The organism is Alkalibacterium sp. m-11, assembly GCF_054658155.1.
The window spans coordinates 1-2,413 of the sequence record NZ_BAAGIR010000212.1; the positions used below are offsets into that span (position 1 = coordinate 1).

Annotated in this window: 3 protein-coding genes; 2 read left to right on the top strand and 1 reads right to left on the bottom strand. The window is 43.4% G+C overall.

Features of this window, described 5'->3' with window-relative positions:
* The first annotated feature begins 510 nt into the window (after positions 1-510).
* On the top strand, positions 511-1,275 hold the full coding sequence (locus ACYQ2O_RS11720) for an aldo/keto reductase (RefSeq protein WP_459796671.1): 765 nt from the start codon (positions 511-513) through the stop codon (positions 1,273-1,275).
* Between the two features lie 89 nt (positions 1,276-1,364).
* Here the strand turns inward: ACYQ2O_RS11720 and ACYQ2O_RS11725 are convergent, their stop codons facing one another.
* On the bottom strand, positions 1,365-1,799 hold the full coding sequence (locus tag ACYQ2O_RS11725; RefSeq protein ID WP_346024903.1) for a GNAT family N-acetyltransferase: 435 nt from the start codon (positions 1,797-1,799) through the stop codon (positions 1,365-1,367).
* 138 nt (positions 1,800-1,937) lie between these two features.
* Between ACYQ2O_RS11725 and ACYQ2O_RS11730 the strand changes: the two genes are divergently transcribed.
* Complete coding sequence (locus ACYQ2O_RS11730) at positions 1,938-2,297, top strand: SMP-30/gluconolactonase/LRE family protein (RefSeq protein ID WP_346024904.1); 360 nt, start codon at positions 1,938-1,940, stop codon at positions 2,295-2,297.
* Positions 2,298-2,413: the final 116 nt, after the last annotated feature.

A 2,413-nucleotide genomic window follows, 5' to 3' on the forward strand; every position in this document is an offset into this window, starting at 1 on the left:
TGATTCATAAGAAGACCTCTTTTCTGGATTTGTGGTTATCTCTAGATTAAGGGTCTTCTTTCTTTTTGTCTACTTTAATTTCTTGCCCTACTATTTTACTTTCCGACAACTATTTTACACATAGCAGAATAGGAAGAATCTGATAGAAGAAAATTAATCGCCTAATCGGTATAGGGTAAATATCTTTGAAAGATTATTAGAATTCTCTCATTTTGTAATTCAAACCGGAACTAATGGATCGTTTCTCATTTAATCGGGATGTTTGATAGTAGAAACTGGCGCTTCGATTAATGGAGGGGTATCATGAACAGGAAGGAAATGTTAAGGAGGGAATGCAGGTGAAGAAAAGACAGTTGGGAACTACTGGAATTAAGGTATCTGAAATAGAATTTGGTGCCTGGCAGTTAGGAAATGGAACAGACTGGTCCGAAATGAGTGACTGACAGGCAGTTCGTCTGGTTCACGAAGCATTGGACCAGTGATGCAATTTCTTTGATACGGCGCCAACATATGGGGGGCGGCAAAAGCGAAAGCATTTTAGGTCAGGCTCTTTCAGGGAGACGGAACAAAGTTCTCATCAGCAGTAAGTGCGGGCATCAGGCTGATAAGGTGACAAATTTTGAACCGGGTGACTTGATCAACTCAGTAGAAGACACATTGAAGCGTCTGAATACCGATTATCTGGACAGTCTGCTGCTTCACAATGCTCCCTTCGACCATCTGAACGGGTCTTCTCCCCAGTTTGATGTGCTGAAGCAGCTTAAGAAAGAGGGGGAAATCCGAGCGTATGGTGCATCTGTCGATACAGGAGAAGAACTGAAGGAAGTCATCACCACATCGGACAGTACCGTTATCGAAGTGATGTTCAACATCCTTTATCAGGAACCTCTGGAACAGATGACTGCGGCTTATGATAAGGGAGTAGGACTGATAGTCAAAGTGCCGCTCGATTCGGGATGGCTGACCGGAAAGTATGATGCGGACAGTACATTTACAGGAGTAAGGAGCCGCTGGAGCAAATCGGATATCGAATATAGAGGGGCGCTAGTTGATAAAGTCCGAGGAATTATTGGACCGGACGCCTCGATGATCGATGCAGCTCTTCAGTATATTCTTTCTTACCGGGAAACAGCGACGGTTATCCCAGGTATGCGGACGAGTGAGCAGGTTAGAGGAAATCTGTCAGTGGCTGATGTGCCTATGTCTGAAGAAATGAAGCAAACGCTGAGACAATTCTGGATAGAGGAAATTGAAGGCAAAGATTTTCCATGGTAAAGCAACTAAGTAATTGATTTAAGAGTCGCCAGAAAAAAAACGGGCCCATATTCCTGAAAACAGGAATCAGACCCGAAAGTCCAGCCTGCCTAGGCGTCCGCATTCATTTTTACAAAAGCTAGACCGCCGAGTTCATTTGAAGAGATAAACCCTAGAGATCGGTAAAAGGCCTTAGTTTCTTCGCTGTCGTCGGTCATCAGAACCGTCTGCCTGATATAGTCGAATGCTTCAAGCGTAGACTGCATCAGTTTACGACCGATTCCTGACCTCTGATAGTCAGGTCTGACCAGGATATCCTGGATATAGACAATCGATGCATGGTCGATCACCACCCGGATGAGTCCCACAAGGCGATCGCCGTGCCAGGCAGACTTGTGATAGGCACTGCCGTCAAGCAGTCGGGCCATTTTGTCCGGATGATCAGTATAGCCGGTCCACTCGACACTGGCATATAGATCCGTCAGTACAGAAACGGATATCGGACTGTTTGTCTTGTATGTAATAACAGGATAATTTTTAGTCATATAAGCACTCCAATTCACATTGTCGTAGTTTAATCTTAGTATACCTGGAAAAGAGTATAATAAAATTGAATATTGAAGAAACAGATTGATTAGAATTGAAAATATTACATGAAACTATCAGCCGGAAGGATGTCAAGAATGACTGAACAATTAAAATATGAACCGGAACTAATTTTCTATGTCGGAAGTGCACTGCTTGAAGGGCCCGTATGGGATGAATCGAACCAGCAGCTGTATTTTATTTCCATATCAGATGGAATCATCTATCGTTTCAATCCGGAAACAACCGAATTGACTACTTACTTAACTGATGGCCCCGTCGGAGCAGCGGTTCTTGATAATGAAGGCAAGCTCTTGTCTGCTGAAAAAAGCGGGATCTACCGTATCGATCCGGAAACAGGAGAGCGGACATTTATCTGTCAGCCCAATAAGGATGATCGACTGCGCTACAATGACGGGAAACTGGATCCCAAAGGACGATTTTTCATTGTAGAATAGGAAAGTATAAAGTTTTACCCGCTAGAAAGCCTATCACCTCAAACGTTAATCACTATCACTTGATTTGAAAAGAGAGGGGATTTAAAGGTACACTATACGTATGGTAGAGAAAAGCA

Coding starts and splice junctions, on each gene's coding strand:
- ACYQ2O_RS11720 (WP_459796671.1), top strand. CDS start 511: ATGGGGGGCGGCAAAAGCGAAAGCATTTTAGGTCAGGCTCTTTCAGGG.
- ACYQ2O_RS11725 (WP_346024903.1), bottom strand. CDS start 1,799: ATGACTAAAAATTATCCTGTTATTACATACAAGACAAACAGTCCGATA.
- ACYQ2O_RS11730 (WP_346024904.1), top strand. CDS start 1,938: ATGACTGAACAATTAAAATATGAACCGGAACTAATTTTCTATGTCGGA.